Annotated in this window: 24 protein-coding genes and 3 tRNA genes; 13 read left to right on the top strand and 14 right to left on the bottom strand. The window is 59.9% G+C overall.

The features are described 5' to 3' along the window. Nucleotides 1-21: 21 nt before the first annotated feature. From pyrH to rpsB, 3 genes are all read right to left on the bottom strand, one after another. Nucleotides 22-747, bottom strand: a complete 726-nt coding sequence (pyrH, locus tag ACK3SD_RS03580) for a UMP kinase (protein WP_137762293.1) — start codon at nt 745-747, stop codon at nt 22-24. 146 nt (nt 748-893) lie between these two features. After that, nucleotides 894-1,745, bottom strand: coding sequence for a translation elongation factor Ts (gene tsf / locus ACK3SD_RS03575; RefSeq protein WP_481126794.1), 852 nt, complete (start codon nt 1,743-1,745; stop codon nt 894-896). 150 nt (nt 1,746-1,895) lie between these two features. Then, nucleotides 1,896-2,621, bottom strand: a complete 726-nt coding sequence (gene rpsB, locus ACK3SD_RS03570) for a 30S ribosomal protein S2 (RefSeq protein ID WP_137762291.1) — start codon at nt 2,619-2,621, stop codon at nt 1,896-1,898. A 346-nt stretch (nt 2,622-2,967) separates the two neighbouring features. Between rpsB and map the strand changes: the two genes are divergently transcribed. The 4 genes from map to ACK3SD_RS03550 all read left to right on the top strand — a co-directional run bounded on the left by map (nt 2,968) and on the right by ACK3SD_RS03550 (nt 7,882). Further along, nucleotides 2,968-3,762, top strand: a complete 795-nt coding sequence (gene map / locus ACK3SD_RS03565) for a type I methionyl aminopeptidase (protein ID WP_137762290.1) — start codon at nt 2,968-2,970, stop codon at nt 3,760-3,762. Between the two features lie 45 nt (nt 3,763-3,807). Continuing rightward, nucleotides 3,808-6,480 carry a bifunctional uridylyltransferase/uridylyl-removing protein GlnD gene (gene glnD, locus ACK3SD_RS03560; RefSeq protein ID WP_481126793.1) on the top strand — a complete coding sequence of 891 codons (2,673 nt, stop codon included), beginning with the start codon at nt 3,808-3,810 and terminating at the stop codon, nt 6,478-6,480. A 45-nt stretch (nt 6,481-6,525) separates the two neighbouring features. Continuing rightward, nucleotides 6,526-7,350: a 2,3,4,5-tetrahydropyridine-2,6-dicarboxylate N-succinyltransferase gene (dapD, locus tag ACK3SD_RS03555; protein ID WP_137762288.1), complete on the top strand. Its 825-nt coding sequence runs from the start codon at nt 6,526-6,528 to the stop codon at nt 7,348-7,350. A gap of 139 nt (nt 7,351-7,489) precedes the next feature. Next, a complete protein-coding gene (locus tag ACK3SD_RS03550) occupies nt 7,490-7,882 on the top strand; it encodes a DUF3461 family protein (protein WP_481126792.1) in 393 nt (130 codons plus the stop codon). A gap of 57 nt (nt 7,883-7,939) precedes the next feature. Here the strand turns inward: ACK3SD_RS03550 and ACK3SD_RS03545 are convergent, their stop codons facing one another. From ACK3SD_RS03545 to syd, 4 genes are all read right to left on the bottom strand, one after another. Beyond that, nucleotides 7,940-8,389: a flavodoxin gene (locus ACK3SD_RS03545; RefSeq protein WP_137762286.1), complete on the bottom strand. Its 450-nt coding sequence runs from the start codon at nt 8,387-8,389 to the stop codon at nt 7,940-7,942. A 29-nt stretch (nt 8,390-8,418) separates the two neighbouring features. Further along, a complete protein-coding gene (gene truC / locus ACK3SD_RS03540; protein ID WP_481126791.1) occupies nt 8,419-9,192 on the bottom strand; it encodes a tRNA pseudouridine(65) synthase TruC in 774 nt (257 codons plus the stop codon). A gap of 1 nt (nt 9,193) precedes the next feature. Next, nucleotides 9,194-9,520, bottom strand: coding sequence for a YqcC family protein (locus ACK3SD_RS03535; RefSeq protein ID WP_481126790.1), 327 nt, complete (start codon nt 9,518-9,520; stop codon nt 9,194-9,196). Nucleotides 9,521-10,169: 649 nt separating this feature from the next. Then, nucleotides 10,170-10,715: a SecY-interacting protein gene (gene syd, locus ACK3SD_RS03530; protein ID WP_481126789.1), complete on the bottom strand. Its 546-nt coding sequence runs from the start codon at nt 10,713-10,715 to the stop codon at nt 10,170-10,172. Between the two features lie 72 nt (nt 10,716-10,787). On the opposite strand from syd, the gene queF reads away from it, so the two are divergent. From queF to xni, 3 genes are all read left to right on the top strand, one after another. Then, entirely contained in the window at nt 10,788-11,633 is an 846-nt protein-coding gene (gene queF, locus ACK3SD_RS03525) for an NADPH-dependent 7-cyano-7-deazaguanine reductase QueF (RefSeq protein ID WP_481126788.1), read from the top strand. A gap of 126 nt (nt 11,634-11,759) precedes the next feature. Then, on the top strand, nt 11,760-13,124 hold the full coding sequence (gene ppnN, locus ACK3SD_RS03520; protein ID WP_481126787.1) for a nucleotide 5'-monophosphate nucleosidase PpnN: 1,365 nt from the start codon (nt 11,760-11,762) through the stop codon (nt 13,122-13,124). Nucleotides 13,125-13,209: 85 nt separating this feature from the next. Continuing rightward, nucleotides 13,210-13,962, top strand: a complete 753-nt coding sequence (gene xni, locus ACK3SD_RS03515; RefSeq protein ID WP_481126786.1) for a flap endonuclease Xni — start codon at nt 13,210-13,212, stop codon at nt 13,960-13,962. Between the two features lie 32 nt (nt 13,963-13,994). Here xni and rlmM read toward each other — a convergent pair whose 3' ends face one another. The 4 genes from rlmM to ACK3SD_RS03495 form a co-directional block, all read right to left on the bottom strand. Further along, complete coding sequence (gene rlmM, locus ACK3SD_RS03510) at nt 13,995-15,095, bottom strand: 23S rRNA (cytidine(2498)-2'-O)-methyltransferase RlmM (RefSeq protein ID WP_481126785.1); 1,101 nt, start codon at nt 15,093-15,095, stop codon at nt 13,995-13,997. After that, complete coding sequence (locus tag ACK3SD_RS03505; RefSeq protein WP_137762279.1) at nt 15,088-15,483, bottom strand: DUF423 domain-containing protein; 396 nt, start codon at nt 15,481-15,483, stop codon at nt 15,088-15,090. The genes rlmM and ACK3SD_RS03505 overlap by 8 nt, the downstream gene beginning before the upstream one ends. 63 nt (nt 15,484-15,546) lie before the next feature. Next, complete coding sequence (locus tag ACK3SD_RS03500; protein ID WP_481126784.1) at nt 15,547-16,467, bottom strand: transcriptional regulator GcvA; 921 nt, start codon at nt 16,465-16,467, stop codon at nt 15,547-15,549. 361 nt (nt 16,468-16,828) lie between these two features. Beyond that, nucleotides 16,829-17,050: a YgdI/YgdR family lipoprotein gene (locus tag ACK3SD_RS03495; RefSeq protein WP_137764887.1), complete on the bottom strand. Its 222-nt coding sequence runs from the start codon at nt 17,048-17,050 to the stop codon at nt 16,829-16,831. A gap of 190 nt (nt 17,051-17,240) precedes the next feature. On the opposite strand from ACK3SD_RS03495, the gene csdA reads away from it, so the two are divergent. Together csdA and csdE are read left to right on the top strand one after the other, a co-directional pair. Further along, nucleotides 17,241-18,446 carry a cysteine desulfurase CsdA gene (gene csdA / locus ACK3SD_RS03490; protein ID WP_481126783.1) on the top strand — a complete coding sequence of 402 codons (1,206 nt, stop codon included), beginning with the start codon at nt 17,241-17,243 and terminating at the stop codon, nt 18,444-18,446. Nucleotides 18,447-18,466: 20 nt separating this feature from the next. Further along, nucleotides 18,467-18,904, top strand: coding sequence for a cysteine desulfurase sulfur acceptor subunit CsdE (csdE, locus tag ACK3SD_RS03485; RefSeq protein ID WP_481127488.1), 438 nt, complete (start codon nt 18,467-18,469; stop codon nt 18,902-18,904). Here the strand turns inward: csdE and tcdA are convergent, their stop codons facing one another. Together tcdA and mltA are read right to left on the bottom strand one after the other, a co-directional pair. Continuing rightward, entirely contained in the window at nt 18,905-19,723 is an 819-nt protein-coding gene (tcdA, locus tag ACK3SD_RS03480) for a tRNA cyclic N6-threonylcarbamoyladenosine(37) synthase TcdA (RefSeq protein ID WP_481126782.1), read from the bottom strand. A 90-nt stretch (nt 19,724-19,813) separates the two neighbouring features. Beyond that, nucleotides 19,814-20,986: a murein transglycosylase A gene (gene mltA, locus ACK3SD_RS03475; protein WP_481126781.1), complete on the bottom strand. Its 1,173-nt coding sequence runs from the start codon at nt 20,984-20,986 to the stop codon at nt 19,814-19,816. Nucleotides 20,987-21,197: 211 nt separating this feature from the next. Between mltA and ACK3SD_RS03470 the strand changes: the two genes are divergently transcribed. From ACK3SD_RS03470 to ACK3SD_RS03460, 3 genes are all read left to right on the top strand, one after another. Continuing rightward, a tRNA-Met gene (locus tag ACK3SD_RS03470) sits at nt 21,198-21,274 on the top strand. Between the two features lie 64 nt (nt 21,275-21,338). Next, a tRNA-Met gene (locus ACK3SD_RS03465) sits at nt 21,339-21,415 on the top strand. A gap of 64 nt (nt 21,416-21,479) precedes the next feature. After that, a tRNA-Met gene (locus tag ACK3SD_RS03460) sits at nt 21,480-21,556 on the top strand. 108 nt (nt 21,557-21,664) lie between these two features. Here the strand turns inward: ACK3SD_RS03460 and amiC are convergent. Next, the gene (gene amiC, locus ACK3SD_RS03455; protein ID WP_137762273.1) at nt 21,665-22,924 is read right to left on the bottom strand and encodes an N-acetylmuramoyl-L-alanine amidase AmiC; all 1,260 of its coding nucleotides are present in this window, start codon (nt 22,922-22,924) and stop codon (nt 21,665-21,667) included. Nucleotides 22,925-23,174: 250 nt separating this feature from the next. Between amiC and argA the strand changes: the two genes are divergently transcribed. After that, nucleotides 23,175-24,500 (top strand): amino-acid N-acetyltransferase, encoded by a 1,326-nt coding sequence (gene argA / locus ACK3SD_RS03450; RefSeq protein ID WP_137762272.1) that lies wholly within the window; start codon nt 23,175-23,177, stop codon nt 24,498-24,500. The last annotated feature ends 31 nt before the right edge of the window (nt 24,501-24,531 follow it).

Genomic DNA, 24,531 nt, shown 5'->3' with positions numbered 1-24,531 from the left:
AGCAAACTTAACGGCAGACCGTTATTTGCAGATCAGCGTGCCTTCTTTCTCACCCATCACCACCCGGCGCAGTGCGCCCGGCTTGTTCATGTTGAACACGCGGATCGGCAGGTTGTGGTCGCGCGCCAGGGTAAAGGCGGCGAGATCCATCACCTTCAGTTCGCGCTCCAGCACATCGGCGTAGGAGAGCTGATCGTACAGGGTGGCATCCGGGTTCTTCACTGGGTCCGCTGAGTAAACGCCGTCCACCTTGGTGGCTTTCAGCACCACGTCAGCCTCGATCTCGATGCCGCGCAGGCAGGCAGCGGAGTCAGTGGTGAAGAAGGGGTTGCCCGTGCCGGCGGAGAAGATCACCACGCGATTGTTGCGCAGCAGGCTGATTGCCTCTGCCCAACTGTAGTTGTCGCACACGCCATTCAGCGGAATGGCAGACATCAGGCGGGCATTCACATAGGCACGGTGCAGCGCATCACGCATCGCCAGGCCGTTCATGACGGTGGCCAGCATTCCCATGTGATCGCCCACTACGCGGTTCATGCCAGCTTGCGCCAGACCTGCACCACGGAATAAGTTACCCCCGCCAATGACCACACCGACCTGGATACCCAGCTCGACCAATTCCTTTACTTCCTGTGCCATACGATCCAAAACGCTAGCGTCGATACCAAAACCTTCTGCGCCTTGTAGGGCTTCGCCACTCAGCTTAAGCAGGATTCGCTGATATACGGGTTTTGCATTGGTTGCCATGGTGTTCTGTCCTAAGAAGCAGTGAGAGTAGTGGGGTTTTTTGTGTATCACATCACAACTTTGTTGCAGGCGCTACAAGGCAGGATGTCATTGGGATAAATCTGGCTGGATAAAACGGAACCGCCTGATGGCGGCTCCGTAAGTCATTAAGACTGTTTGCTCATTGCTGCAACTTCAGCAGCAAAGTCAGTCTCAACTTTCTCAATGCCTTCGCCCACTTCGAAGCGGATGAAGTCAGTGACGTCAGCGTTCTGCTCTTTCAGCAGCTGAGCAACAGATTTGCTCGGGTCCATGACGAAAGGCTGGCCAGTCAGGGAAACTTCGCCGGTGAATTTCTTCATGCGGCCTTCAACCATTTTCTCTGCGATCTCTTTCGGCTTGCCAGACTGCATCGCGATGTCCAGCTGAACCTGGTACTCTTTCTCTACTACTTCAGCAGAGACGTCTTCCGGCTTCACGAATTCCGGCTTGCTTGCTGCGATGTGCATCGCCAGCTGCTTAACCAGCTCTTCGCTTGCGTTTTTAGCCGCAACCAGAACACCGATACGCGCGCCGTGCTGGTAAGAACCCAGTACTTCGCCTTCCAGGGAAGATACGCGACGGATGTTGATGTTCTCACCGATTTTCGCAACCAGTGCCACGCGCTCTTCTTCGAACTGCGCTTTCAGAACTTCAACGTCAGTGATCTTGCCTGCCATCGCCGCGTCCAGCACTTTGTTAGCAAAAGCCTGGAAGCCGCTGTCTTTTGCCACGAAGTCAGTCTGGCAGTTAACTTCCAGAATGATGCCGTAAGTACCGTCGATCTTGGTGATGATCACGCCGTCAGCAGCCACGTTGCCTGCTTTCTTCGCTGCTTTGATCGCACCAGATTTACGCATGTTTTCGATTGCCAGCTCGATGTCGCCGCCTGCTTCAACCAGCGCTTTCTTGCAATCCATCATGCCTGCGCCGGTACGCTCGCGCAGCTCTTTTACCAGGGATGCGGTAATTTCAGCCATTCTATTTTCCTCGGTTATCTCGTGGGGGAGCGAGAGGCTCTCACAGAGACGGTTCTCGCATTTAAGATAAGCAAAGGGGGCCTATAAAAGGCCCCCTAACCAACCATATTCAATACCTGGTTAATAAGGGCTCAGTAAGAGCGTGCCTTATTATTCAGCTTCTACGAAGCTGTCTTCTGCCTGAACAGCCAGATCTTGCGAACGGCCTTCACGAACAGCGGCAGCAACAGCGCTCAGGTACAGGCTTACTGCACGGATTGCGTCGTCGTTACCCGGGATAATGAAGTCAACGCCATCCGGATCGGAGTTGGTATCAACGATGGAGAATACCGGGATACCCAGGTTGTTAGCTTCTTTGATCGCGATGTGCTCGTGGTCAGCATCGATAACGAACAGTGCGTCCGGCAGGCCGCCCATGTCTTTGATACCGCCCAGGCTGTTTTCCAGTTTTTCCAGCTCACGGGTACGCATCAGAGCTTCTTTCTTGGTCAGCTTGTCGAAGGTACCGTCTTGGGACTGGGTTTCCAGATCTTTCAGACGCTTGATGGACTGACGAACGGTTTTCCAGTTGGTCAGCATGCCGCCCAACCAGCGATGGTTCACGAAGAACTGGTCGCAGCTGTTAGCTGACTCTTTTACCGCTTCGCTTGCAGCGCGCTTGGTACCAACGAACAGGATCTTACCTTTACGGGAAGAGATCTTGGTCAGCTCAGCCAGAGCTTCGTTGAACATCGGTACGGTCTTCTCAAGGTTGATGATGTGAACCTTGTTACGTGCACCGAAGATGAACGGCTTCATTTTCGGGTTCCAGTAACGGGTCTGGTGACCGAAGTGAACACCAGCCTTGAGCATGTCGCGCATGGAAACAGTTGCCATGATAAAACCTCTATAGTAGATGTTGGGGTTATGCCTCCACGTATCCCATAACGCCGACCCGTTGAAGCGAACTTCGCGGAGCACCCCGGCGCATGTGCCGATACGTGTGTGTTATACACATATGAGTTTAGTTGGCCGATACCGTCCGGTCATTAATTACGACGCAGATGCGGTTCGCCGGCGCGCTTTATACCACAATCCCGCCCCAGACTCCAATAGTTGTTGCACCACGGCGCGACGGAAAATCAGCGTTTGGCAGCCCACAACCGGGCTGATACCATATTGCCCTATTGACTCTTTGCTGCGCCCCAACGGGCAGCGCCCCCGAATACCTGCGGAAACATTCATGGCAATTTCAATCAAAACTGCTGAAGACATTCAGAAAATGCGCGTTGCCGGCCGCCTGGCTGCGGAAGTGCTGGAGATCATCGAGCCACACGTCAAACCGGGTGTGACCACCGGCGAGCTGGACCGTATCTGCCACGCGCACATCACCGAACAGCAGCAGGCGGTCTCTGCCTGCCTGAACTACCACGGCTTCCCGAAGTCGGTCTGCATCTCTATTAATGAGGTGGTGTGCCACGGCATCCCGAGCGATGACAAGGTGCTGAAGGATGGCGACATCGTCAACATCGACGTCACAGTGATCAAAGATGGCTTCCACGGTGACACCTCCAAGATGTTCATCGTCGGCAAGCCCACCATCCTTGGCGAGCGTCTCTGCCGCATCACCCAAGAGAGCCTCTACCTGGCGATTAAGATGGTGCGCCCCGGCATCCGCCTGCGTACCCTTGGCAAGGCGATCCAGCAGTTCGTCGAAGCGGAGAACTTCTCCGTGGTACGCGAGTACTGCGGCCACGGCATCGGCGAGGGCTTCCACGAGGAGCCGCAGGTGCTGCACTATGACACCGATGACGGCGGCGTGGTGCTGCAACCGGGCATGGCCTTCACCATCGAACCGATGGTCAACGCCGGTGACTACCGCATCCGCACCATGAAAGATGGCTGGACGGTAAAAACCAAGGATCGCAGCTTGTCGGCCCAGTATGAGCATACTATTGTGGTGACAGAGAACGGCTGTGAAATAATGACCCTGCGCAAGGATGACACCTTGCCTGCGGTGATTACGCACGAACAGTAAAAAAGAACAAGCCGGCGCACGCCGGCTTTTTAATGGGCGGCGCTTATGTCTACTTTCCTCGAACAAGAAATCCCGGTGGTGCCTGAGCATCTGCTGCCTGAGCAGCCGCCCTCCCCCAGTACGCTCCAGGATGAGCAACTGACCCGTGCCATCCTGAAGCAGCAGCTGGAGACTTTCCAGCAGTGGCTGGCCGACGCCTTCAACGCTGGCGGCAGCGCCGAGATGCTGGTGGCGGCGCGCAGCCGCTACATCGATCGCCTGCTGCGCCGGCTGTGGCGCTTCTACGGCTTTGAGCAGATCCCAGAGACTGCGCTGGTGGCGGTGGGTGGCTATGGCCGTGGTGAGCTGCACCCGCTCTCAGACATCGACGTGCTGATCCTGAGCCAGAAACGCCTGAGTGACGAGCAGGCGCAGCGCGGCGGTGAACTGATCACCCTGCTGTGGGATCTGAAGCTGGAGGTGGGCCACAGCGTGCGTACGCTCGAGGAGTGCCTGTTGGAGGGGCTGGCAGATCTGACGGTCGCCACCAACCTGATTGAGTCACGCATGATCTGCGGCGACGTGGCGTTGTTCCTCTCGATGCAGAAGCACATCTTCAGCGAGGGCTTCTGGCCGTCGCCGGACTTCTTCCAGGCCAAAATCCAGGAGCAGCACGATCGCCACCTGCGCTACCACGGCACCAGCTACAACCTGGAGCCGGACATCAAAAGCAGCCCCGGCGGCCTGCGTGACATCCACACCCTGCTGTGGGTGGCGCGCCGCCACTTTGGTGCCACCTCGCTGGATGAGATGGTGGGCTTCGGCTTCCTCACCAAGGCGGAGCGCAACGAGCTGAATGAGTGCCAGAGTTTCCTCTGGCGCATCCGCTTTGCCCTGCATCTGGTGCTGCCGCGCTACGACAACCGGCTGCTGTTTGACCGCCAGCTCAACGTCGCCCAGCTGTTGCAGTATCAGGGCGAGGGCAATGAGCCGGTGGAGCGGATGATGAAGGATTTCTACCGCGTGACCCGCCGCGTTGGCGAGCTGAACCACATGCTGCTGCAACTGTTTGATGAGGCGATCCTTGCCATCGGCGCTCATGAGAAGCCGCGCCCGCTGGATGAGGAGTTCCAGCTGCGCGGCAATCTGATTGACCTGCGCGACGAGACGCTGTTTGAGCGCAAGCCTGAAGCCATCGTGCGCATGTTCTACCTGATGGTGCGCAACCGCGACATCGAGGGCATTTACTCCACCACGCTGCGCCAGTTACGCCACGCCCGCCGCCACCTCGCCGCGCCGCTCTGCACCATCCCGGCGGCGCGCGACCTGTTCATGGCGATCCTGCGCCACCCCGGCGCGGTGTCGCGGGCGTTGGTGCCCATGCACCGCCACAGTGTGCTACTGGCCTATATGCCGCAGTGGAGCAACATCGTCGGCCAGATGCAGTTTGACCTGTTCCATGCCTACACGGTGGATGAGCACACCATCCGGGTGCTGCAAAAGCTGGAGAGTTTCGCCGATGAGGAGACGCGCCCGCGCCATCCGCTGTGCGTCGAGATCTACCCGCGCCTGCCGCACCCGGAGCTGCTGCTGGTGGCGGCGCTGTTCCATGACATCGCCAAGGGGCGCGGCGGCGACCACTCGATCCTCGGTGCACAAGATGTGCTGGAGTTTGCCAGCCTGCATGGCCTCAACTCGCGGGAGAGCCAGCTGGTGGCCTGGCTGGTGCGCTGCCACCTGCTGATGTCCGTGACCGCCCAGCGGCGCGACATCCAGGACCCGACGGTGATCCAGCAATTCTCCGCTGAGGTGCAGAGTGAAACCCGGCTACGCTATCTCATTAGCCTGACCGTGGCCGACATCTGCGCCACCAATGAGACCCTCTGGAACAGCTGGAAACAGAGCCTGTTGCGCGAACTCTACTTCGCCACCGAGAAGCAGCTGCGCCGCGGGATGCAGAACAGCCCTGACCTGCGCGAGCGGGTGCGCCACCACCGCCTACAAGCGCTGGCGCTGCTGCGCATGGACAACATTGATGAGGAGGCGCTGCACCATCTCTGGAGCCGATGCCGCGCCGACTACTTCCTGCGCCACTCGCCCAACCAGCTGGCGTGGCACGCCCGCCACCTGCTGGATCACGACGCCAGCCAGCCGCTGGTGTTGGTGAGCCGTCAGGCCACGCGCGGCGGCACAGAAATCTTCATCTGGGCGCCCGACCGCCCCTACCTGTTCGCCACGGTGGCCGGCGAGCTGGATCGCCGCAACCTTAGCATCCATGACGCGCAGATATTCACCAACCGCGACGGCATGGCGATGGACACCTTCATTGTGCTGGAGCCGGACGGCAGCCCGCTGGCGGCGGATCGCCACGAGGCGATCCGTCAGGCGCTGGCGCAGGCCATCACTCAGGAGTACCAGCCGCCGCGCGCGCGCCGCCCCTCCTCGAAGCTGCGTCACTTCAGCGTGCCGACCAACGTCAACTTCCTGCCGACCCACACCGATCGCCGCAGTTATTTGGAGCTGGTGGCCCTCGACCAGCCCGGCCTGCTGGCGCGGGTGGGCGAGGTCTTCTCCGATCTGGGGCTGTCGCTGCATGGCGCGCGCATCACCACCATCGGCGAGCGGGTGGAGGATCTCTTTATCCTGGCGGATAGTGATCGGCGCGCGCTGAACCGCGAGACGCGGCGAAAGCTGGAACAACGATTGACAGAAGCACTCAATCCAAACGATAAAGTGTGATAAAAGTAGTTTTTCTCTAAATGACAAATCAGGACAGACATCAGGATGCAGCAATTACAAACCGTTATTGAAAACGCCTTCGAGCGCCGCGCAGAGATCACCCCGGCGAACGTAGACACCGTAACGCGCGAAGCGATTAACCAGGTTATCGGTCTGCTGGACAGCGGCGCGCTGCGCGTCGCCGAGAAGGTCGATGGCCAGTGGGTAACGCATCAGTGGCTGAAAAAGGCCGTGCTGCTCTCCTTCCGCATCAACGACAACCAGGTTATCGATGGCGCGGAAACCCGTTACTACGACAAAGTGCCGATGAAATTCGCCGGCTACGACGAAGCGCGCTTCCAGAAAGAGGGCTTCCGTGTGGTGCCGCCTGCCGCCGTGCGTCAGGGTGCGTTCATCGCCCGCAACACCGTGCTGATGCCCTCCTACGTCAACATCGGCGCCTATGTCGATGAAGGCACCATGGTTGACACCTGGGCCACCGTTGGCTCCTGTGCACAGATCGGCAAAAACGTTCACCTCTCCGGCGGCGTCGGCATCGGTGGCGTACTGGAGCCGCTGCAGGCCAACCCGACCATCATCGAAGACAACTGCTTCATCGGCGCGCGCTCTGAAGTGGTCGAGGGTGTGATCGTGGAAGAGGGTTCCGTGATCTCCATGGGCGTCTACATCGGCCAGAGCACCAAGATCTATGACCGCGAAACCGGCGAAGTGCACTACGGCCGTGTACCGGCTGGCTCGGTAGTCGTCTCCGGCAACCTGCCGTCCAAAGATGGCAGCTACAGCCTCTACTGCGCCGTGATCGTGAAGAAAGTGGACGCCAAAACCCGTGGCAAAGTCGGCATCAACGAGCTACTGCGCTCCATCGACTGATCCCTGTCTGACAAGACACGTAGCGGGCCTCTGGCCCGCTATTTTTTTGCCTCTCTGTAAGCGGCCTTGTCTGGCGTCACACCCCGGTTCATCTATTCACGCCATAATAGGGGGTGGAAAATAACCAAAAGGTGCCGCTATGTATGACAACCTGAAAGGCCTGGGGATTGCCAACCCGGATGACATTGATCGTTACAGCCTGCGCCAGGAGGCCAACAACGATATTCTCAAAATCTACTTCAGAAAGGATAAGGGGGAGTTTTTCGCCAAAAGCGTGAAGTTCAAATATCCACGCCAGCGGAAAACCGTGGTGGCTGACAATACGACGCAGGGCTTCCGGGATATCCATGAGATCAACCCCAACCTACGCTATGTAGTTGATGAGCTTGACCAGATCTGCCAGCGCGATCAGGAGGAGGTTGACCTGAAACGCAAAATCCTTGATGACCTGCGCCATTTGGAGTCTGTGGTCGCCAACAAGATCAGTGAGATTGAGGCCGATCTGGAGAAGTTGACCAAAAAAGGCCGCTAGGGGCACAGGCCAGCAGAGAAAGACGTAAAAAAAGAGTGGCACCTGGCCACTCTTTTTTTATTTGAGCAGCGTGCCCCACTGCTGCACCCAGGGGCCGCTCACGACTTCCGGCTCCGGCTGCTCCATGGCGTCAATCTCCAGACGCTCACCGAGCCGCGCCGCGCCCTGCTCCTGCAACAGCGCGTCAAAGGAGCGCCCCGCGCCGCAGAAGTGGTCATAGCTGCTGTCGCCCAGCGCGATGATGCCGTAACGCAACTCCGGCTGGTAGCCCAGCTGCTCACGGATCGCCTCATACAGCGGCACGATGGAGTCCGGCAAGTTGCCCTGCCCGGTGGTCGAGGTGACAACCAGCGCATAGTGGGAGCGGTAGCACTGCCACGCCTCCAGCGTCCCCTCCTCAAACAGCGTCACCTGGTGACCCTGCTTGGTAAGGATGGCTTCCGCATCTTCCGCCACCAGCAACGCATTGCCGTAGACGGTCCCAACAAAAATACCCACCTGAGCCATGGTGACTCCTCCCCTCTGGGTGATTGAGATCAGCCGTTATCCTGACCCGACTCGTCGGGAAACTCAACCCTTTCCAATGCCGGCAGTTTTCCCTGCCAGCCGAAGGCGTGGGTCAGCCGCTGCCAGCGGGCATCCCAGCGAGCGGTGATCGCCAGTGGCGCGCCGGTCACCGGGTGCGCCAGCGTCATATGGCTGGCGTGCAGCATCAGGCCGGGGCAGTCAAAGTGGCTGGCGATGCCCCGGTTCTGGCGCAGGTCACCGTGAGTGGTGTCGCCGACAATCGGGTGGCGCAAATGGGCCATGTGGCGACGCAGCTGGTGCTTGCGGCCAGTTTCCGGCGTCAGTTCCAGCAGGCTGTAGCGTGAAGTCGGGTAGCGGCCAATCGCCAGCGGCACCTCTGCCTGTGCCAGCGCACGGTAGTGGCTGACCGCCGGCTGTGGGGCCTTGTCCGGCTGGCTGAACTTGTCGGCGATCTTGTCCAGCTCCTCGGTCAGCGCATAGTCAATGGTGCCATCTTCCAGCACATAACCGCGCACTACCGCGTGGTAAGTTTTGCCTACCTGCCGCTGCTCAAACTGTTGCGAGAGCAGGCGGCCCACCTCGCTCGACAGCCCCATCAGCAACACGCCGGAGGTGGGCCGGTCAAGGCGATGGACGGTAAACACATGCTGGCCAATCTGGTCGCGCAGGGTCTGCATCACAAACTGCGTCTCATGGCGATCGAGCCAGCTGCGGTGCACCAGCCAGCCGGCGGGCTTGTTGACCGCCACCAGATGTTCATCTTGGTAAAGGATTTCCAGCATCTTAGGCGTCTTGGTTCAGCAGGTCGTCAAGGCGCTGCAACGCCGCCAGCAGGGCCGGGGCCGGTGTGCCCGCTTGGGTGAAGGCCACCTCAAAATAGGGGGTCAGGGCAAAGCGGGTGGGGAACATGGCACGCTGCGCCAGCAGGGCCTGCATACGTGGCAGGAATACCCACTGCAACCACTGCTCTGCGTCCATGGTATCCACGCTGAAAGGCTCCGTGCTCTCAAAGGCTGCCGGGGCCGGCGGGGCCGCCTGCCACAGGGCCGCTGCCTTCATTGCCTGCTCAATCTCCAGCAAACAGTGCTGGACTTGGGTCTCTTTACTCATCATCAACTCTCAACTTGCTTCTCAAACCGTTGGCCGGCAGAGCATAGCACCAAATCTGTTCAGCGACGGGCATAAAAAAAGGGGGTACTGTATAAACAGTACCCCCGGTTCGTTTTGCAGCGATCCCGCTACCTGTGTGCTCCCTGCTCAATCCTTGAAAACTTTTCCCGCGGTTATCCTAACCCAGCCATCCCTTGCGGCCGTCCCTCTTTCATCCTGACGCGTCATCCTGCACCCTGCCGATGCGTATCCTTTAGTCATCCTGACCCACTTGTCGGCTCCGTGGACAAGCTCTCATTCTCCCTCCTGGAGGTGTCCCTTACCTCATCCTTGAAGTCTCCTGGCCTCATCCTGACGCCTCCTGCCTCCATCCTGGACGCTCTCCTTTTTTGAAACGGGGATCATCCTGATTACCCTGCTTCACCAGTATTTCCCTCTGGTGCTAATACATTCGCTTATTTGCCCCTTCCCCGCAAGCCAGTGTAAGTCCTTATCGTTACACGTTCTTGTAATAAGCTTAGAACAAACTTACTTAACTAACTGAAAAGAGAAACTTTTTAAATTCAATCCAAATAATTACACACGAAATTAAAAGCAATATCTCACACCCTTTGTAAGAGATATCTCACAAATAAATTGGCAATAAACGCTACGATAGAACCGGTTCCAATTGGGTCAGGAAGGCGTCCAGGGTCGGGGCGAGCACCGTACGCTTGGCGGTGCCAAATTGTTCAAGCACTATGTTGCCACTAATATTGCAGAGCGACACCATGGTCATTTCTGAATCAGTGGTGGCAATGAACAGCGTCGGCGAGAGTTTCAGGCGCTTTTGCGCCACCAAATGGCCAATCAGGTTCTCCTGCAGGCGGGTAAAATCCTCTTCACTCCATACTTGTAGTAGCGTCAACGCCTGTCCGTCAAAATTGGCGCCCATATCACCGGCATATTGGCTGGTGTAGAAGGGGTGAATCTCCTCGCGCAGGCGGATCTCCAGCGCGCGCTCCACCGCTGCCAGCGTTGCCGCCGGAGTAAAGGGCTGCGCCTGCCAGAAAACCTCGCTGTCGCTGCTGCTTACGATGCAGGGTGAAGGCACACCCAACAGTACTTCACTGGCAGGAGATAAACCGGTTTCAGTGCGCCATAATGCCTCATAGCGCTGGGTAAAGGCGGCCAGCGCCTGTGCGGTCTCTGTCATATTTCTCTCATCTCCTGGACGGGGGTACGGTAAACTATCGGCATTGTAACTCTCTCAACGTAAGGTGACAGCATGTCTTCTTATCAGGAGCATCAGGCTCTACAACAACTGACGCTGGGGAAACCCACCGCCTACCAGGATCACTATGACGCCGCCCTGCTCCAGGCCGTGCCGCGCAGCATGAACCGCGAACCGCTGGGGCTTTACCCGGACAACCTGCCGTTCCACGGCGCGGACATCTGGACGCTCTACGAACTCTCCTGGCTGAACGCCAATGGCCTGCCACAGGTGGCGGTCGGTGAGGTGCGGCTGGATGCTGGCAGCCAGAATCTGGTGGAGTCAAAAAGCTTCAAGCTCTACCTCAACAGCTTTAACCAGACCCACTTTGCCAGCTGGGAAGAGGTGCAGGCCACCCTGCAACGCGATCTCTCCCGGTGCGCCGACGGTGAGGTGACGGTCAAGCTGTTCCGCCTTAGCGAGGTGGAGGGGCAGCCCATCAGCCGCTTCCACGGCGAGTGCATTGATGAGCAGGATATCCGCATCGACAGCTATGAGTTCAGCACCGATTTCCTTGGGCAGGCCCGCTGCGGCGCGCCGGTAGAGGAGACGCTGGTCAGCCATGTGTTGAAATCCAACTGCCTGATCACCCACCAGCCAGACTGGGGCTCGGTGCAGATCCACTATCGCGGCAACCAGATCGATCGCGAGGCGCTGTTGCGCTATCTGGTCTCCTTCCGCCACCACAATGAGTTCCATGAGCAGTGCGTGGAGCGCATCTTCAATGACCTGATGCGTTTCTTCCAGCCGGAGAAGCTGGCGGTCTATGCACGCTACACCCGCCGCGGCGGTCTGGACATCAACCCGTGGCGCGCCAACTTTGACTTTGCGCCAGCCAACGGGCGTCTGGTTCGGCAGTAATTGGGAGGTGCTGCTCAACAAAGCGCCGAACATCACGCCACCATTGGTAAAACGCCGGGAGCGCCGTTAAGGTTAAGAAGGTCAAGAGAGATAACAACGGCATCACACAGGATGTAAGGAGCAATTTTGATTACACATATCAGCCCGCTCGGCTCTATGGATCTGTTGTCCCAACTTGAGGTCGACATGCTGAAACGGACCGCCAGCAGCGACCTCTATCGCCTTTTCCGTAACTGCTCCCTGGCCGTGCTCAACAGTGGCAGCCAGACCGATAACAGCAAACAGTTGTTGGATCGCTACCAATCCTTTGACATCAACGTGCTGCGCCGTGAGCGCGGCGTGAAGCTGGAGCTGGTCAACCCGCCTGAAGAGGCGTTTGTCGATGGACGGATCATCCGCTCGCTCCAGGCCAACCTGTTCGCAGTGCTGCGCGACATCCTGTTCGTCAACGGGCAGCTGGCCAATGCCGGGCGCTTCCAGCACCTCGACCCAGAGAACCCGGCGCACATTACCAACATCGTCTTCTCCATCCTGCGCAACGCCCGGGCGCTGCACTTGGATGAAGACCCGAATCTGGTGGTCTGCTGGGGCGGCCACTCCATCAATGAGACGGAGTACCTCTACGCGCGCCGCGTCGGCAGCGAGCTGGGGCTGCGTGAACTCAATATCTGTACCGGCTGTGGGCCAGGTGCGATGGAGGCACCGATGAAGGGCGCGGCGGTCGGCCACGCGCAGCAGCGCTATAAATCAGGCCGCTTCATCGGCATGACCGAACCGTCGATCATTGCCGCCGAGCCGCCTAACCCGCTGGTCAATGAGCTGATCATCATGCCGGACATTGAGAAGCGGCTGGAGGCCTTCGTGCGCCTTGCCCACGGCATCATCATCTTCCCCGGCGGCGTTGGCACCGCCGAGGAGCTGCTCTACCTGCTGGGCATCCTGATGGATCCTGTCAACCACGATCAGGTACTGCCGCTGATCCTCACCGGGCCAAAGGAGAGCGCTGACTACTTCCGCGTGCTGGATGAGTTTATCTTCAATACGTTGGGTGAGGCGGCGCGCCGCCACTACACAATCATCATTGACGATCCGGCGGAAGTGGCGCGCCAAATGAAGCGGGCGATGCCGTTGGTGAAAGAGAACCGTCGCAATAGCGGCGACGCCTACAGCTTTAACTGGTCAATCCACATTGAGTCGGCGCTGCAACTGCCGTTCCTGCCGACCCATGAGAACATGGCGGCCCTCAACCTCTTCCCTGATCAGCCGCCCGAGGCACTGGCGGCCGCGCTGCGCCGCGCCTTCTCCGGCATTGTCGCTGGCAACGTGAAGGAGTTCGGCATCCATGCGATTGAGGCCTTTGGCCCCTACAAGCTGCATGGCGATCCGCAACTGATGAAGCAGATGGACAGCCTGTTACAGGGCTTTGTCGCCCAGCACCGGATGAAGCTGCCCGGCAGCGCCTACATCCCCTGCTACGAAATCTGCGCCTGACGCACACTCTGGCGCCGCCATGCGGCGCCCCTTTTCTCTCCCGTGGCCCCGCCCGCGGGCAAATGTTCAACCAGGTCTGCCCACCATGATCCACCTTTTGATTGTCGATGCCCTGAACCTGATCCGGCGCATCCATGCCGTACAAGGCTCCCCCTGTCAGGAAGCCTGCCTGCACGCCCTGCACCAGTTGCGCCAGCACGCCAGCCCCACCCACGCCGTGGCGGTATTTGATGAGGATGACCGCGCCGACAGCTGGCGGCACCGCAGCTTGCCCGCCTACAAGGCGGGGCGCTCGCCGATGCCAGAGACGCTACAACAGGAGCTGCCACAACTGCGGGCGGCCTTTGAGGCGGCGGGCGTCGCCTGCTGGCAGTCGCCGGGCCATGAGGCGGATGACATCGCCGCCACGCTGGCGGCCAGGGTCTCCGCTGCTGGCCACCAGGTGACCATCGTCTCCACCGACAAGGGCTACTGCCAACTGCTGGCTCCGCAGGTACAGATTCGGGATTACTTCCAAAAGCGCTGGCTCGACTTGCCCTTCGTGATGCAGGAGTTTGGCGTGGCACCGGCGCAACTGCCGGACTTCTGGGGGCTGGCCGGCATCGGCAGCAGCAAGATCCCCGGCGTCAGCGGCGTCGGGCCGAAAACTGCCGTCACCCTGTTGCAGCAAGGGGGCACGTTGGAGGGGCTGTATGAGAATCTGGCGGCGGTGCCGGAGAAGTGGCGCAAGAAGCTGGAGCAGCACCGTGAGGTGGCGTTCATCAGCAAGCAGGTGGCGACGCTGCGCACGGACGTCACGCTGCATGGCAACCTGCAACAGCTAAGACTGCCAGCCTAAAAAAACGGCGCACAGGGTGCGCCGTTCAGGGATTACCGCTCGTCGCGGCGACCCGGCACCGCAGACCAGATACGGCGCACGTGCACCGTTACCTCTTCGCGATCGTGGTAGAGCTGCTTGGCGTGGATCTCGGAGTTGATGCCCTGCTCATCCAGCCGAGCCTTGATCAGTTGCAGGTTCTGGCTCACCTCTTCATAGCGCTTTTTCATCGGCAGCTTCAGGTTGAAGATCGCCTCACGGCACCAGCCATTCACCAGCCAGTCAGACATCAACTGCGCCACGCGCGCCGGCTTCTCCACCATGTCGCACACCAGCCAGTAGATGTTGCTGCGCGTCGGCTCAAAGCGGAAGCCATCGGCCTTGTGGTGCGTCACCTGGCCGGTCTCCATCAGGCTTGGGGCCATCGGGCCGTTGTCCACCGCGTGCACCATCATGCTGCGCTTCACCAGTTGGTAGGTCCAGCCGCCGGGGCAGGCACCCAGATCCACCGCGTGCATACCACTCGCCAGACGCTCGTCCCACTCATCTGCCGGGATAAAGACATGGAACGCCTCCTCCAGCTTCAGGGTGGAGCGGCTTGGCGCATCGGCCGGGAACTTCAGGCGCGGGATGCCCATGTAGAACGGCGAGTTGTTATTGCTGTAGGAGTAGCCGACGTAGCAGCAACCGGCAGCGATGAAGAACACGTGCGCCACCGGGCGGTGCGGGTTCTCGCGCTGCGCCATCACCTTCTGCGCGCGCATCCCGGCGCGCAGCGGCACCGTCAGCTTGCGGCAGAACTTGGTCAGCTCTTTGCCTTCGTTGGTGTCTGGCACCTCGACGCGCAGGTCGCCCGCGCCCTCAATCACCCCCACCAGCATCCCGACAATCGGCGACACCCGGTCATCCACCGGTAGGTCTTTCAGCAGCTCGCCGACCACCAGCATCTGGCGGGCGAAGATCAGCTCGCGGAACGGCAGGTTACGCGCCAGCTTATCGGCGTCATCAACCTGATAGCACTCAAACAGCACGTAGCCGCTGTTCTCTTTCACACGCGCGAAGCCAAACACCTCAAGGGTGGCCGCTTTCTCGGTGATCTCCGCCGCGCACTCTTTTTCAAAGCCCGGACGGCAATATAACGCTAGTTTATTCATGGCGTTCTGCCCTTTTCTTAAGACGCAACGCGCCAATCAACATCAATACCCAGCCCGCCAGGAAACAGAATCCCCCGACCGGCGTAACGAAAACCCACAGGCGCAACTGTGACAGCGCCAGACAGTAGAGGCTACCGCTGAACAGCACCGTGCCCAGCGCCAGCAACGCACCGCTCCAGTAGAACCAAAGGCAGGTGCGGCGCTGCATCGCCACACCCAGTGCCATCACGGCCAAGGTGTGGATGCCCTGATAATTCAGGCCGGTCTGGATCCAGGCCATCTCCTTGGCACCCAGCGACCCACTCAAAACATGGGCGCCAAACGCGCCCAACGCGACAAACACAAAGCCGCTGATGGCGGCGAAAATCAACATGAAACGGCTGCTCATGGTATGGCCCATCGCTGTGAAACTGTCGATAAAAGAGGATAAAAGCCCGCGCGCGGCGCGTGCTTAATGCTCATAACGAAAACGGAATTTTTCCTGTTCACTGGCGGCTCGCGCCAGGATCCACTGTCGGAAGGCCGCTATTTTACCGAGTTCTGCCTGACTGTCATGGCAAACCAGATAAAAAGCGTTTTTACTTACCAGCACGTCATTGAATGGGCAGATCAACCGGCCCGCCTCAATCTCCATCTGCGCCATCACATTGTTCACCAGCGCCACCCCCTGCCCATGCACCGCCGCCTGTACCACCATCGCACTGTGGCTGAAGATCGGCCCCTGCTGCACATTGATGTGCTGCAAGCCAAGCTGGCGGGTGTAGGCCAGCCAATCACGGCGCGACGAGTCATGCAACAGGGTGTGGTAGGCCAGGTCAGCGGGAGTTTTCAACGGGTGCTCGCCACCGGTTATCAACGTGGGCGCGCAGGCTGGCAGCAGGTACTCGGCATAGAGGCGCTCGGCGCGCAGCCCCGACCAGTTGCCGCGACCATAGAAAATGGCGACATCCACGTCATCCGCCAGCTTGTCCTCCTCGCGGTCAACTGCCTGGATGCGCACATCGATGCCGGGATAGGCGGAGTTGAAGCCCGAGAGGCGCGGCACCAGCCACTGGATGGCGAAGCTGGGCGGCAGGCTGACCGTCAGCGCCCCCTTGGCACTGCGCGCCTGCAATTTGCGCGTGGCGTCATTCAGCGCGGTGAAGATCTCCTTGATATCAAGGTAGTAGCTCTGCCCCTCTTCGGTCAGCAGCAGCGAGCGATTACGCCGGCGGAACAGCTTCAGGCCGAGGAAGTCCTCCAGGGACTTGATTTGGTGGCTGACAGCGGCCTGGGTAACGAACAGCTCTTCTGCCGCCTTGGTGAAGCTCAGGTGGCGGGCGGCCGCATCAAAAACCCGCAGGGCATTGAGTGGCGGTAGACGTTTGGACATGGTGACAGCTTATTGGTTAGTATGCGGTTGCAATAAAATAATCTTTAGTTACTTATTAGTTTTTTTTATCCGAGCCATTATAATTTGTCCGTTGAGGATGCGCCAGCAAATACCTATAGTGGCGGCACTTCCCGGGCCGGAACGAAAAGTTGAAGGGTGTGAGGATACTCTGAGGCTTTTGGCTTGTGGTTGTGATGTTGTGTTTGCAAGTTGTCTGGCAATCCAGACACAGTAGCGCAAGCTACTCTTTTTCACTTCCTGTACATTTACCCTGTCTGTCAATAGTGATTTTATGCAGCACCGCCCTTTAGCGGTGCTTTTTTTTGCCCGTGGCGGAGCCGTGCCCCGCCAGGCAGGAAGCTTACTCCCCTTTCACCATCTCTTTGACATCGGAACGGTTAATCTGCTGCTGATTGCCGTAGGCATCGGTGTAGCTGATCATCCCGGTATCATCATCAACTTTCGGTTTGCCATCAGCAACGATGGTACGACCATCATTCGTATGCATGACATAGTTGCTGGAACAGGCAGCCAAAGTACACGTGAGCATTACCGCAGAAACCACTGCCGCTATCTTCTTCATCATGAACTCCTTGTAGAGGGTTATACTCTCGAAACCGTTGATGTTGTCAGGGGAAAATCTTTCCACCTGTCATAAATCAGCATAACAAAGTTCCGACGGTTTGCCAGAAAACCGCCGGGTGCCGCGGCGGCCTTGTGCCGGCGCGCCAAATCGGCGAGGATCGCCGCCAGTAACCAACAGAGTGAATGTCATGACCCCCTTTGATCCCGCCGGCTTCCGCCGCCACTTCCCGGCGTTGGCGCAGCCCGGCAGCTACCTCGACAGCGCGGCCACGGCGCTGAAACCTCAGGCGATGATTGACGCCACCACCGCCTTCTACCTGCAGGGCGGCGTGACAGTGCACCGCAGCCAGCACGCGCAGGCGCTGGCGCAGACCGCCCGCTATGAGTCGGCGCGCGCCCAGGTGGCGGCCCTGATCCACGCCCCGCAGCCGCAGGACATCGTCTGGACGCGCGGGGCCACCGAGGCACTGAATCTGGTGGCGCAGGGCTACTTCCGCCCGCGCCTGCAACCGGGCGATGAGATTCTGGTCAGCCAGGCGGAGCACCACGCCAATCTGTTGCCCTGGCTGATACTGGCCAAGCAGACCGGCGCGAAAGTGCTGCCGCTGCCGCTCAATACGCAGCAGATCCCGGACGTGGACGCATTAGCTGAGCTATTGCGGCCACGCACACGATTGCTCGCTCTTGGGCAGATGTCGAACGTTACCGGCGGCTGCCCGGATCTGGCGCGCGCGGTGGCGCTGGCCCATGCCAATCAGACGCTAGTGGTGGTGGATGGCGCGCAGGGCGCAGTGCACTGCCCGCCGGATGTGCAGGCGCTGGACATCGACTTTTACGCCTTCTCCGCCCATAAGCTCTATGGGCCGACCGGCCTTGGCGTGCTGTATGGCAAAAGCGCGCTGCTGGCGGAGATGGATGCCTGGCAGGGCGGCGGCAAGATGATAAGCCAAGTGACCTTTGAGGATTACCGCCAGCAGCCCGCGCCGCACCGCTTTGAGGCTGGCACCCCCAATATCGCCGGGGTGATTGGCCTCTCCGCCACCCTTGGCTGGCTGGCGGAACAGGATATGGCGGCGGCGGAGCGCTACAGCTGCGAACTGGCGCGTGAGGCCGAGAGTCAGCTGGCGGAACTGCCGCACTTCCGCAGCTTCCGCCGGTCGGACTCCAGCCTGCTGGCGTTCGACTTCACCGATCTGCACCACAGCGATCTGGTCACGCTGCTGGCGGAACAGGGCATCGCGCTGCGCGCCGGCCAGCACTGCGCCCAGCCGCTGATGGCGCAACTGGGCGTCAGCGGCACGCTGCGCGCCTCTTTCGCCCCCTACAACACCCCGCAGGACGTGGAGGCGCTGGTGGCTGCCGTGCGTCAGGCCCGCGCCCTGCTGCTGGATTAACCTGACTGGAGTCAATTATGTTGCTCGCCCCCCACCCCTTCGGGACGGAGATCACCCTGGAGGCGCTGGTCGCCACCTTCACCGGATACAGCCAGTGGGAGGATCGCTATCGCCAGCTGATCCAGCTGGCACGGCGGCTGCCGCCGATGGATGAGGCGCTAAAAACGCCGGCGCGGGAGCTGTCCGGCTGTGAGAACCGCGTCTGGTTTGATTACCAGCGCAATGCGAATGGCACGCTGCACTTCTATGGCGACAGCGAGGGGCGGATCGTCAAGGGGCTGCTGGCGGTGATCCTGACGGCGGTGGAGGGGCAGACGCCCGCTGCCCTGCGCCAGTGGGATCTGCTGGCGCTGTTTGACACCCTCGGCCTGCGCCAGCAGCTTAGCGCCACCCGCGCTGGCGGCTTGCAGGCGCTGGCGGATGCCGTGGCGCGCATCGCCGCCGCCGAAGGGGGCTGATTAGCTGGCGGCGGCCAGTCGTTCGGCCTTCGCCACCATCTTCTTCAGCGCATGGGAAACCGCGACAAAGCCAAAGGTCGCGGTCACCATGGTGGCCGCGCCAAACCCGGCGGCGCAATCCATGCGCTTTGGCCCCTCGGCGGTGCTGCGTGAGGCGCAGACCGAGCCATCCGGCTGTGGGTAGACCAGCGGCTCGCTGGAAAATACGCAGTCGATCCCCAGCTTGCCCTTGCTGTTTTTCACCACGTTGAACTCCCCTTTCAGTCGCTCGCGCAGCTTGGCGGCCAACGGATCCTGGATGGTTTTCGCCAGATCCGTCACCTCAATCCGCGTCGGGTCGATCTGCCCGCCCGCCCCGCCGGTGGTCACCACCGGGATCTTGAAGCGTCGGCAGTAGGCCAGCAGCGCCGCCTTTGGCCGCACGCTATCGATGGCGTCAATCACGTAGCTAAAGTCTTGGTTCAGCAGCTCGACCACGTTGTCTGGCGTGATGAAGTCATCCACGCAGGTAACGCGGCACTCCGGGTTAATCGCGCGGATGCGTTCGGCCATCACCTCGGTTTTCGCCTGCCCGACGCTCTGTTTCAGGGCGTGGATCTGGCGGTTGGTGTTGGTGACGCAGACATCATCCATGTCAATCAGCGTAATGGCACCGATGCCGGTGCGCGCCAGTGCCTCGGCGGCCCAGGAGCCGACGCCGCCGATGCCGATGACGCAGACGTGCGCCTGGGCAAACACCGCCAGCGCAGACTGGCCATAGAGCCGGGCGGTGCCGCCAAAACGTTGCAGATAAGCGTCAGAGTACGCAGGAGTTGTCACGGCTTTTACCTCAGATAACGGACCGGCGGGCGGTCATGCATGAATAAAAAAAGCGGCCCGCAGGCCGCTTAGTGCGAAGCCGGCAGGCAGTTACGGCTGGTTATTGACCAGGAAGCTCCCGCCCTGTGGGCTGGAGGTCTGTAAGCCGGGCTTGCCCTGGCTCTGGTAGGCGGTAAACAGCGGGCCGCCGCTCTGTTTGGATTTCAGCACCCAGACCCGGCCATAGTGGTTGTAATAACCCGCGGCGTGGCCGGCGTCCGGCCCAATGCCTTGGTAGATGTCAAAGTGCTGGCCCTTAATGGCCCCGCCCACATCCAGCGCCACCATCAGCCGCATGTGGTATTTTCCGGTGAATTTGCCCTCGTTGTCCAGCTCCGGCACTTCAGCCAGCAGCGTGGTGCCAGCCGGGATCAGCGAACGGTCAGAGGCCACCGACGCCTTGGCAATCAGTGGCACGGCGCTCGCGCCCTTTACCGGGGCGAACATCTCCGGCTTGAAGAAGACAAAGGAGGGGTTCTGCTCCAGCAGCTCGCGCACCTCAGCTTCGGAGTGGCTGTCGGCCCACTTGCGGATTGCCTGCATCGACATATCTTCGCGCGCCACCTCGCCGCGATCAATCAGCACCTTGCCAATGCTGCGATAGGCATGGCCATTCTTACCGGCATAGCCAAAGAACATCAGCGGGCGGCCATCGCCATAATCCACATAGCCACTGCCCTGCACTTCCATCATGAAGTTGTCCATCAGCGAGTTGGTGTAGGCCACCACATAACGCTCATCCAGCGCGCCGGAGTAAATGGCGGCACGATCCGGCAGGCGACGCTTGCCCTTCGGCGGCATCCGGTAGAGCGGGTAGCGGAACTCGCCCTGCGGCGTGTAGCGCGCCTGCACCACTGGCGTATAGTAGCCGGTGAACTGCACGTTGCCGAAGTTATCCACCCCCTCCATCTGGTAGGCATTCAGGCCATACTGGCTCAGGGCGCGGGTGTCGGCACCATCGCGGATCCACTGCTGCACATTCTGGTAGGTGGCGCTGTTGCGATCGAACAGGCCCGGCGAGGCGTAGCGGATCTCCAGCAACTGGTCAGAATAATCCTTCGCATTGACCGGTTTTCCCTTGGCGTTTGGCTCATTCACCAGCTCCAACGGCTGCTTGAGATGCCCATCCTTATACTGCTGGCCGCGATCGGTGGGCTTGGATGAACAGCCAGCCAGTATGGCCACCACCAATCCACTGACGATATATTTGAACATTCCTCTCATTGCCTGCACTCTTTGCCGAATTTCCTTCTGTGCACGATAACAAACGGGCCTAAAGAAAGGAATTCTCCGCCTTAAAAAAGGGAAACGGGCCTTTCGAGCGAAAACCCACCCAATCCGGCCCAATTTGTTTAAAAAACCCCCGCCCGGGCAGTTATTTGTAAAAACCACTTGCAACAAATCTCATGCCGGGTATAGTGCGCTCCACATCGGACGCGGGGTGGAGCAGCCTGGTAGCTCGTCGGGCTCATAACCCGAAGGTCGTCGGTTCAAATCCGGCCCCCGCAACCAATCTGATGCATTGGCAACCGCCAGCCATAAGATGGTACGATGTAAAAGTAAGAAGTAAGACGGACGCGGGGTGGAGCAGCCTGGTAGCTCGTCGGGCTCATAACCCGAAGGTCGTCGGTTCGAATCCGGCCCCCGCAACCACTTCAACGCTGTACCAGCAGTGATTGAAGGTAAAAACAGCAGTACCCTAAAGCAGTAACACGGACGCGGGGTGGAGCAGCCTGGTAGCTCGTCGGGCTCATAACCCGAAGGTCGTCGGTTCGAATCCGGCCCCCGCAACCAACTTAAATGACACCCTTCCGGGTGTTTTTTTGTTTCTGGCTTCCGCCAATTTTTTCCCCCTCCCCTTTTGCATATCGACGGGCCTCCCTGCCCATCGACGTTCGCTGACTATCCGCGCCGTGCCGCCAGCCCGCCCTTGGCAAAGTACGCCTTAATGCCAGCCAAAATGGACTCCGCTACCTGTTGCTGGAAGCGGCTGGTTTTCAGCTTGCGCTCCTCCTGCACATTGCTGATAAAGGCTGTCTCCACCAGAATCGACGGAATGTCCGGTGCCTTCAGCACCGCAAAGCCCGCCTGATCGACCTTGCTCTTGTGCAGGTGGTTGACCTTGCCCATCCGCCCCAGCACCTCTTTGCCGAACTTCAGGCTGTCATTGATGGTGGCGGTCTGCACCAGATCAAACATGGTGTGATCGAGGTACTTGTCGCCGCTGCGGCTGACGCCGCCAATCTCATCGGACTCATTTTGCGTCTGCGCCAAATAGCGCGCCGCCGCGCTGGTCGCCCCCTTGGTGGAGAGCGCAAACACCGAGGAGCCGCGCGCCGCCCGGTTGGTAAAGGCATCGGCATGGATTGAGACGAACAGGTCAGCCCGCTGTTTACGCGCTTTTGCCACCCTCACCCGCAGCGGGATGAACACATCTTCACTGCGCGTCATGTAGGCGCGCATATGCGGCTCGCGGTCAATCAGCCGTTTCAGCCGCCGCGCAATCAGCAGCACAATGTCCTTCTCACGCGTTTTGTACTTGCCGATGGCCCCCGGATCCTCGCCGCCGTGGCCGGGATCGAGCATGATGATGATGGGCCGGTCATGCCCGGCATGGCCGCTCGCCTGGCTCTTCGCCGGCAGGGTGCGCTCCAGGTCGCCCTGATTGTAGTCCTGCAACAGTGACAGCAGCGGATCTGCCGCCTCCCCCCCGGCGGCATGGCCGTTGGCCGGATAGAGATCGACCACCAGCCGGTTTTTGAAGCTGGAGACCGGGCTGAGGGTAAACAGGCGCGGGCTGCTGTTACGCTTCAACTCCAGCACCACGCGCACGGTATTGGGGTCGAACTGGCCGACGCGCGCCCGCTTCAGGTAGGGATCGTTGCTGCGCACCTGCTTGCCGATGCCCTCCAACACGCTGTTGAGATGAACGCCCTCAATGTCGATCACTACCCGCTCCGGGTGGCTGAGGGCAAACTGCCGGTACTTGAGCGGCGTGTTGGACTCCAGCGTCACGCGGGTGTAAGTGGATGAGGGCCAGACCCGGACGGCGATAACATGCGATGCGGCAGCAAAACCGACCCGGCTGACACTCAACAACCAGGTCGCGGTGGCGGCCTGCATCAGGCGACGGCGCGCCAGATTGGTGGGTTGATCGGTCATGCGACTCCGGAAAAAGGTAAGGGCGATGAAAGCGCACCGCCAAAATAGGAAAAGCCGCAAAAACTTTAACGAATCAGTCCCTTCCTGTCACCCCTTACGCCCCCCGGCGGGCAAAAAGAGCGTTACGCTTTGTGAATCCGCCATATTTTTCCCCTCCCTGACCAATCCTGCGCCAAATCGCGCTTGCCATTCCGGCCATAAAAGAATAAAAATACAAAAATTACGAATAAACATGCAAAGAGGCGAGGCCGTGAAGGAACGTAGTACAGAGCTGGTTCAAGGATTCCGTCACTCAGTTCCCTATATCAATGCCCACCGGGGCAAGACCTTTGTGATAATGCTGGGCGGCGAAGCCATTGAGCATGAGAACTTCGCCAATATCGTCAATGACATCGGCCTGCTGCATAGTCTGGGGATCCGGCTGGTGGTGGTCTATGGCGCGCGACCGCAGATTGACGCCAACTTGGCCCAGCACCAGTGCGAGCCGGTCTACCATAAGCATACGCGGGTAACCGACGCCAGAACCCTGGAGTGGGTGAAGCAGGCGGCCGGCCTGCTGCAACTGGACATCACCGCCCGCCTCTCCATGAGCCTGAACAACACCCCGTTGCAGGGCGCGCACATCAACGTGGTGAGCGGCAACTTCATCATCGCCCAGCCGCTGGGGGTGGATGATGGCGTGGACTACTGCCACAGCGGCCGTATCCGCCGCATTGATGAGGAGGCAATCCATCGCCAGCTCGACAGCGGCGCGATTGTACTGCTGGGGCCGGTGGCGGTTTCAGTGACCGGGGAGAGCTTCAACCTCACCTCCGAAGAGGTGGCAACGCAGCTGGCCATTAAGCTGAAAGCGGAGAAGATGATTGGCTTCTGCGCCGAGCAGGGCGTGACGGATGGCGAGGGCAACATCATCTCTGAACTGTTCCCGAATGACGCCCAGCAGCGGATTGAGACGCTGGAGGGCAGCGGCGACTACCACTCCGATACCGTGCGTTTCCTGCGTGGGGCCGTGAAAGCCTGCCGCAGCGGCGTACGCCGTAGCCACCTGATCAGCTATCAGGAAGATGGCGCGCTGGTGCAGGAGCTGTTCTCACGGGACGGCATCGGCACCCAGATCGTGATGGAGAGCGCCGAGCAGATCCGCCGTGCCACCATCAATGACATCGGCGGCATCCTCGAACTGATCCGCCCGCTGGAGCAGCAAGGCATTCTGGTGCGCCGCTCGCGTGAGCAGCTGGAGATGGAGATTGACAAGTTCACTATCATCGAGCGTGACAACCTGACCATCGCCTGCGCCGCGCTCTACCCCTTCCCACAAGAGAAGATCGGCGAGATGGCCTGCGTGGCAGTACACCCGGAGTACCGTAGCTCCTCGCGTGGCGAGTTGCTGTTGCAGCGCATCGCCAGTCAGGCGCGCCAGATGGGGCTAGAGAAGCTGTTTGTGCTGACCACCCGCAGCATCCACTGGTTCCAGGAGCGCGGCTTCCAGCCAGCCGAGGTGGACGTACTACCCACCGAGAAACTGGCGCTCTACAACTACCAGCGGCGTTCCAAGATCCTGTTGGCCGACCTCTAATGCCACACCGGCACCTCAGGGCGCCGGTGTG

This window comes from Chimaeribacter sp. YP20170169 (assembly GCF_056739715.1).
The sequence above is the reverse complement of the archived record's forward strand: the minus strand, read 5'-3'. Positions and strand labels throughout refer to the sequence as shown.